A 7,297-nucleotide genomic window follows, 5' to 3' on the forward strand; every position below is an offset into this window, starting at 1 on the left:
GTAAGTAGATTATAAATGATTTGGATTATAAGGCGACAATTATTTGTATCGTTTGACAGAAATTTGTATTTTTAACAATGGTCTTTCCTGTGCCGGGCGGGCCTAAAAATAACAAATTATGCTGCCCTGCCGCGGCAATCATTAAAGCACGCTTGGCATGTTGTTGCCCGATGATGTCTGTTAGATCTTTGGGATTTTCAGGGAAAAAATCCACCGCACTTTGGGTTTTGATGTCGCCTGCAAGAGGCAATTCGCCCTGCTGATTGAGAAATTGCACCACATCTAATAAGGAATTGGCGTAATAGGTTTCTTGCTCGGAAACCAGAGAGGCTTCGTTGGCATTCCCTTGCGCAATAATGCATTTTCGCTTGGCTTGTTTCGCTGCCAGAATCGCAGGGATGACACCATGCACCGCGCGCAGTTGACCGGTCAGGGCAAGTTCGCCGATAAATTCAAATTGTTTTAACTTTTCTGCATCAATATAGCCGGAGGCGGCCAGCATGCCGATGGCAATAGGTAAATCAAAACGTCCGCCTTCTTTGGGTAAGTCTGCCGGGGCGAGGTTGACGGTAATGCGTTTAGCCGGGTAGCGAAATTCGGCATTGAGCAACGCACTGCGGACACGGTCTTGAGCTTCTTTTACCGTTTTTTCCGGCAAGCCGACAAGCGTAAAGCCCGGTTTGCCGTTGCTTAAATGTACTTCAATGGTGACCAGTGGTGCTTGAACGCCCATGGAGGCGCGGCTGTAAACGATGGCTAAAGACATGTTGGGCTCCGTCATGCAAAAGAAAAAGGCAGAGCGACAAACATAAAAAAAGTGCGAAATGAAAGAAATTCACACCGCACTTTTTTGCGATCAGGATCGCAGAAGTGGCTTTTTTTAGGCGAAAACCGGGGCAAACCAGGCGTCTAATTTGGCGGCTAAGCGATCAATCCCGGTACGTTTCAAGGCAGAAAAAGCCTCCACTTGAATGTCACCTTGGAACGGTAAAATGGCTTCACGCACCATTTTGACTTGTTTGCTGCGTTCGCTTTGGCTCAGTTTATCCGCTTTCGTGAGCAGTAATAACACCGGTAATTCGGAAGCTACTGCCCATTCAATCATTTGCTGGTCTAAATCTTTGAGCGGATGACGAATGTCCATCAAAATCACAATTCCTGCAAGACACTCACGCTTTTGCAAATATTCGCCAAGGGCTTGTTGCCATTGCAATTTCATTTGTTCCGGTACGGCGGCATAGCCATAGCCCGGCAAATCCACTAATTTGCATTGCGGTTCCACTTCAAACAAATTGATGAGTTGGGTACGCCCGGGGGTTTTTGATGTGCGAGCAAGGTTTTTCTGATTCGTTAAGGCATTCAATGCCGTTGATTTCCCCGCATTAGAGCGACCGGCAAAGGCGATTTCAACGCCGCTGTCTTCTGGCAGACTTTTGAGGTTCGGCGAACTGGTTAAAAAATGAGTTTTGTGATAATTCAGTTTAATTTCTGACATGATGTTCTTTGTATCCAAGGTGATAAATTGCCGGCTAGGATACTTTATCGGCCGTAAAAAAACGATAAAAAAATGCAAAAAAGGTGGGATTATGCGAAAATGTGCCCCGATTTTTTCCTTATTTGAACCTAAATAAATTTATTATGACACAGCAACATGTTTATCAATGGCCGGATCCTCATGCGTTATATCCGGATAGAAATCAGAAATCCTACCGTATGAAGCGTTTCCGTTATCGCTTGCGTTCTTGGTTGCACCGGCAGGCAGTGAAAAAATTCGAAAGCGTCGTAAACCAAAAACCTTGGCTTGTTGATTTGCTTAATCAACGGGCAAATTTTAGCTATCCGTTGGTACATCGTTTTTTGGATAAACGCTTTAATACGCAACAACGTTTTGACGCCATGTGCGATAACCTGACATTTTTACCGGAAAAATTGACCGCACTTGGGTTGCCGCCATTGTGGCAACAAGCCATTTCTTTTGGTGAAGTGATTCCTGATTTTGAAATGCGGCTCACCATCACCGATTATCAGCCGATGGAAGGGTTTTGGACGCTAGAACTGGTTCATTCACCAAGCCAAGAATTGGTTTATTTATTGACCTTCGGCAAAGTGCAACAGGCGCTTTTAATTGCGGTGATTCAAGGGCCGAATTTTGAAGGTTCAAAAGAAATGGTTAAATTGCTGACCAAGAAATGCCATGGTTTGCGTCCGGCTTATTTGATGGTGGAAGCCATGAAAGCCTTGACCAATGTGTTAGGTTATTCTGCCTTGTGGGGCATTCCGCATAAATATCAAAACAAATCTCGTTTCGTGCAAAGCAAACGTTATGTGGTGGACTATGATGCGATTTTCGCGGAATCTGCCGGCACGTTAAAAGACTATTGGGAATTGCCGCTGCATTTTGAAACCAAAAATATGGACGATATTCCAAGCAATAAGCGTTCTATGTACCGTAAACGCTATGCCATGTTGGAACAATTACAGGAAAATATGGCAACCGCATTAAACGTCCGCTAGACATTTTTTGTAAAAATGCGAGAAAAAACGACCGCACTTAAAAAGAAGCCCATCAGACGATGGGCTTTTTGTTATCGGTTTAAATTGATGGCACCTTGATATCCCAGCTGGCGCCAAGCTTCATACACGGTGACGGCCACCGAGTTGGAGAGGTTCATACTGCGGCTGTTGGCAGTCATGGGAATACGGATTTTTTGTTCCACCGGCATGTTGTTTAAAATGTCCATTGGAATACCGCGGGTTTCCGGGCCGAACATTAAATAGTCGCCCAATTCAAATTGCACTTCACTATGTGCAGGCGTGCCTTTTGTTGTTAAAGCAAACAAACGCTTGGGTTGCTCGCTTTGTAAAAATGCCTCGAAAGTTTTGTGCTTTTTGATGTCGGCAAATTCGTGGTAATCCAAGCCGGAGCGGCGTAATTTTTTGTCGTCCCAGGTAAAACCCAGTGGCTCGATTAAATGTAACCGAAAGCCGGTATTGGCGCATAAACGAATAATATTGCCGGTGTTTTGTGGAATTTCCGGTTCGTATAAAACAATATCTAACATGATGTTCTCGATTGAATGAAAATAAACGGCTTATTATAGGCGCAAAACAGGGTGTCTAAAAGCGCTCATAAAAAATCCTCGTCAATGTGACGAGGATTTTTCTTAAACCGATGCATTAAACGTTATACCAACCTACTAAATAGGCTTGATCTAAAATATGCTCTTGCATGGCGTAATGGAGTTCGTTGAAACGGAAGCCTTGCGGAAGATTAAGTTTGGTATCTAACGCATAGACATAAAGTTCATAGCGATGGTTTGAGTTCGGTGGTGCCATGCCGCCGTAAGCAGAGGCTTCTTTGATGTCAAACTTGCCTAATGCGCTTGCCCAACTGTTTGCACCTTGCACGAAATCTGTTGCTGTTTGGCTTTCGTTTTCTTGCACGGAAGTGCGTTCCAAGTCAGCAATGAGCCAGTGCGTCCAAACAAAGCCGGCAGCACTGATGGCGTCTTTGTCTTCTAGTACAACAGCAAAGGATTTTGTGCCGGCAGGCGCATCGGTGATTTCAAAAGGAATGGAGTAGGTGGGCATGCCATTTGGGCTAAACTGCGAGCCTCGTTTGCCGTATTTGTCGGCGTAATGCCCGTTTTCAATGGCTGAACTGGTGACTTTCATCTTGATTTCCTCCGTAAAAAACGTGTAAAAAAAAGACCGCACTTTGCTTTTTATGGCTTAAAAGTGCGGTCTCATTTTACGGTGTTTTTACAGGGGCTTCAAATTACCAACCTTTTACTACGCCGTCTTTAAAGTGTTTTTTCGCTTCTTGCTCCACTTCCGGAGTTTGGTACGCTTTCACGAAATCTTGCACTGCTTTGCTGTCTTTGTTGTCAGTACGTGCCACGATAATGTTCACATATGGAGAATCTTTATCTTCTACGAACACACCGTGATCTTGTGCATTTAAGCCTACTTGACCAGCATAGTTGTTATTCACAACCGCTAAATCCACATCGTCTAATGCGCGTGCCGCAACGGAGGTATCCACTTCTTTCACTTGTAAATGTTTTGGATTTTCAATGATATCCATGGAAGTAGAGAACAAGTTTGTGGCATCTTTTAATTTAATTAAGCCTTGTTTTTCTAACAAGATTAACGCACGTGCTAGGTTACTTGGGTCGTTTGGTACAGCAACCACCGCGCCATCTTGTAACTCATTTACGTTTTTGATTTTTTTGGAATAACCCGCTAACGGATAAACAAAGGTGTTGCCCACGATAACAAGGTTGTTTAAGCCTTTCGCTTGGGAATCTTTGTCTAAATACGGTTTGTGTTGCATAGCGTTAGCATCTAAATCGCCTTTAGAAACCGCTGTATTTGGTAAGGCATAGTCGTTAAATAAAACGTATTCTACGTCTAAGTTATATTTTTCTTTCGCGACTTTCGCAGCGATTTCAGCCACTTCGTGCTCAGGGCCAGCCATTACGCCGACTTTAATTTTTGCCGGAGCTTCTGCTGTCGCTTCCGGTTTTTTCTCTTCGTTACATGCTGTTAACGCAAATACGGAGGCAAGTGTTGCTACGCCGAGTAATTTTTTTAAGTTCATAAAAGATCCTCTTTTAATGTTAATGCTAAGTGAATTAACGATGATCAACGCGTTTTGCTAAATCATCGCCAAGTTTTTGTGAAATCATGACGAATACGACAATAATAATTGTGGCGACCCATTTAACGTACACCATGTTGCGGTATTCACCGTAGTTAATGGCGAGGCTACCTAAACCGCCGCCGCCGACAATACCCGCCATCGCGGAATAACCCACTAAGGTAACTAAAGTGAGTGTAATACCGTTAATTAAGGTTGGTAGCGCTTCCGGTAAATAGAATTTACGGATGATTTGCCAGTTTGTCGCACCCATGGCTTTTGCGGCTTCCGTTAAGCCTTTTGGCACTTCTACTAAGGCATTGGCAGTCAAACGTGCCACAAACGGCATTGCGCAAATGCTTAACGGGATAATTGCCGCTGTTGTACCAAGCGTTGTATTCAAGATGAAACGGGTAAACGGTAACAAAATGATTAACAAAATAATGAATGGAATGGAGCGTCCAATGTTAATCACAATGTTCAAAATGAGATTTAACCGTGCGTTTTGAAGAATTTCGCCTTTGCCGGTGAGGAACGTCACCACACCAAAAGGTAAACCGATGAGCACAGCTAACAGGGTGGATGCAAAGCTGATATACACGGTTTCATAGGTGGAAACCCACACCGCTTGCCACATTTGAGGTGTAAGTTGCGTTAAAAAATCATTCCACATAGCCTAATACCTCAACGCGTACGTTATTTTCCATTAAATAGATTTTTGTTTGTGTAATAGCATCTTCATCACCTTCCACTTCTGCTACGGTGAAACCAAATTTCACGCCACCGGCATATTCAATTTGGGAGGTTAAAATGCTTAATTCTACGCCGAATTTTTTGGAGGCCTGGGATAACAATGGGGCATCCACGGAGCGTCCGGTAAACTCGAATTTGATAATCGGGTAAGACTTGGCATGCTTCGGCGTTTGCAACAGGTTATCTAAATATTCATCCGGCAAATTGACACTAAAGGTCGAACGAATAAATTGTTGTGCCAGTTCAGTTTTCGGATTGGAGAAGATGTCGCTTACCGAGCCTTGTTCTATCAGTTTGCCATGGTCAATAATGGCCACCAAATCGCAAATCCGCTTCACGACATCCATTTCGTGGGTAATTAAGAGAATCGTGATCCCTAAAGTGCGGTTGATTTCTTTTAATAATTTTAAGATGGAATGTGTGGTTGCCGGATCAAGCGCACTGGTGGCTTCGTCGCACAATAACACTTTTGGATTGCTTGCTAGTGCACGTGCAATGGCGACGCGTTGCTTTTGACCGCCGGATAAATTAGACGGATACACATTTTTTTTATCGCTTAAGCCTACCAAAGAAAGCAATTCGTTGACTTTCGCTTCGATTTTTTCTTTTGGTGTGCCTTCTAACTCTAAAGGCAGCGCGACATTACCGAAGACGGTGCGGGAGCTCAATAAATTGAAATGCTGGAAAATCATGCCGATATTACGGCGTTCTAATACAAGTTCCGCATCGCTAAGTTGAGTGAGATCTTTGCCGTCAATAATGACAGAACCCACAGTGGTTTTTTCCAATAGGTTGACGCAACGAATCAGGGTGCTTTTGCCTGCACCGGATGCGCCGATAACGCCACAGATATGCCCTTTCGGAATATCTAAAGAAACGTTATCAAGTGCGGTCAGTTTTTTACCTGAAACGTCAAAAATTTTGCTGACATTCTCTAGCTTAATCATATAAGCCCTTTTGCTGTTTAATTTTTATCGAAAAGAATTTTTGTATTCTAGACGTCTAGAATGCTATGTCAATATTTATCCGCGACATTCTTATAATTATTTGTTCCTCTATAGAACAAAACGGCAGAAGGTTTGCACGAGATGGAAATAAAGAAGATAATCGACAGCTATACATAGATAGACAGGATAACAAAGATGAAAAAAGCGGTTTTTTTAGATCGAGACGGTACGTTGAATATTGATTACGGTTATGTGCACGACATTGATCATTTTCATTTTATTGAGGGAAGTATTGAGGCGCTAAAAAAACTCAAAGAAATGGGCTATTTGTTGGTTCTGGTGACAAATCAATCTGGAATTGCACGAGGTCTTTTTACCGAGGAACAGTTTTTGCAGTTGACGGAGTGGATGGATTGGTCGTTGGCTGATCGTGGTGTTGATTTGGATGGCATCTATTACTGCCCTCATCATCCGGAGGCAAAACTTGCGGAGTTTAAACAGGATTGTGATTGCCGTAAGCCGAAGTCGGGGATGTTATTGCAGGCGATTGAAGAACTGAAAATTGAACCGTCAAGATCGATTATGATCGGTGACAAAGTTGATGATCTACTTGCGGGGAAAGGGGCAAAGATTAACACAAATATCTTAGTGCGAACCGGCAAGGAGATTACGCCTGAGGGGGAAAGTGCGGCAGACTATGTATTAGATTCCATAGCGGATCTGCCAAGGTTGATTTCTAGACAAAAGATCTAAAAAATAATCAATTAAAAATATTTTGCAAAAAAACGCAAAAAGGGGTTGCAAGGTCATGATAAATGCCTATAATACGCCCCCACAACGACGCGCCGTTGTAAAGCATAAAACCGCGCGTCGTTTTTTGTTCTTTAACAATCAATCAGACAAACTGTGTGGGCACTTGAAGATTCGTTTTTATCATTAAAGATTTTAAAATTGA

8 protein-coding genes and 1 pseudogene are annotated in these 7,297 nt (G+C 43.1%); 2 read left to right on the forward strand and 7 right to left on the reverse strand.

The genetic code is table 11. From position 1 onward, the window contains the following. Nucleotides 1–73: 73 nt before the first annotated feature. Together DK415_RS09315 and yihA are read right to left on the reverse strand one after the other, a co-directional pair. A pseudogene (locus tag DK415_RS09315) lies at nt 74–766 on the reverse strand (magnesium chelatase domain-containing protein); the annotation flags it as partial. Between the two features lie 114 nt (nt 767–880). Beyond that, nucleotides 881–1,495 carry a ribosome biogenesis GTP-binding protein YihA/YsxC gene (gene yihA, locus DK415_RS09320; protein WP_109433395.1) on the reverse strand — a complete coding sequence of 205 codons (615 nt, stop codon included), beginning with the start codon at nt 1,493–1,495 and terminating at the stop codon, nt 881–883. A gap of 143 nt (nt 1,496–1,638) precedes the next feature. On the opposite strand from yihA, the gene DK415_RS09325 reads away from it, so the two are divergent. Continuing rightward, a complete protein-coding gene (locus DK415_RS09325; protein WP_109433396.1) occupies nt 1,639–2,514 on the forward strand; it encodes a VirK/YbjX family protein in 876 nt (291 codons plus the stop codon). Nucleotides 2,515–2,585: 71 nt separating this feature from the next. Here DK415_RS09325 and trmL read toward each other — a convergent pair whose 3' ends face one another. The 5 genes from trmL to metN form a co-directional block, all read right to left on the reverse strand. Continuing rightward, the gene (trmL, locus tag DK415_RS09330; protein ID WP_109433397.1) at nt 2,586–3,062 is read right to left on the reverse strand and encodes a tRNA (uridine(34)/cytosine(34)/5-carboxymethylaminomethyluridine(34)-2'-O)-methyltransferase TrmL; all 477 of its coding nucleotides are present in this window, start codon (nt 3,060–3,062) and stop codon (nt 2,586–2,588) included. Between the two features lie 115 nt (nt 3,063–3,177). After that, the gene (locus tag DK415_RS09335) at nt 3,178–3,675 is read right to left on the reverse strand and encodes a YbhB/YbcL family Raf kinase inhibitor-like protein (RefSeq protein ID WP_109433398.1); all 498 of its coding nucleotides are present in this window, start codon (nt 3,673–3,675) and stop codon (nt 3,178–3,180) included. Between the two features lie 103 nt (nt 3,676–3,778). Next, the gene (locus tag DK415_RS09340) at nt 3,779–4,603 is read right to left on the reverse strand and encodes a MetQ/NlpA family lipoprotein (protein WP_109433399.1); all 825 of its coding nucleotides are present in this window, start codon (nt 4,601–4,603) and stop codon (nt 3,779–3,781) included. A gap of 34 nt (nt 4,604–4,637) precedes the next feature. Beyond that, complete coding sequence (locus DK415_RS09345; RefSeq protein ID WP_109433400.1) at nt 4,638–5,315, reverse strand: methionine ABC transporter permease; 678 nt, start codon at nt 5,313–5,315, stop codon at nt 4,638–4,640. After that, on the reverse strand, nt 5,305–6,342 hold the full coding sequence (metN, locus tag DK415_RS09350; protein ID WP_109433401.1) for a methionine ABC transporter ATP-binding protein MetN: 1,038 nt from the start codon (nt 6,340–6,342) through the stop codon (nt 5,305–5,307). Before metN ends, DK415_RS09345 begins: the two co-directional genes overlap by 11 nt. 195 nt (nt 6,343–6,537) lie before the next feature. Between metN and gmhB the strand changes: the two genes are divergently transcribed. Then, complete coding sequence (gene gmhB, locus DK415_RS09355) at nt 6,538–7,095, forward strand: D-glycero-beta-D-manno-heptose 1,7-bisphosphate 7-phosphatase (protein ID WP_109433402.1); 558 nt, start codon at nt 6,538–6,540, stop codon at nt 7,093–7,095. Nucleotides 7,096–7,297 lie beyond the last annotated feature (202 nt).

Origin of the sequence: Aggregatibacter segnis (genome assembly GCF_003130075.1) — a bacterium.
Lineage (GTDB): Bacteria > Pseudomonadota > Gammaproteobacteria > Enterobacterales > Pasteurellaceae > Aggregatibacter > Aggregatibacter segnis_A.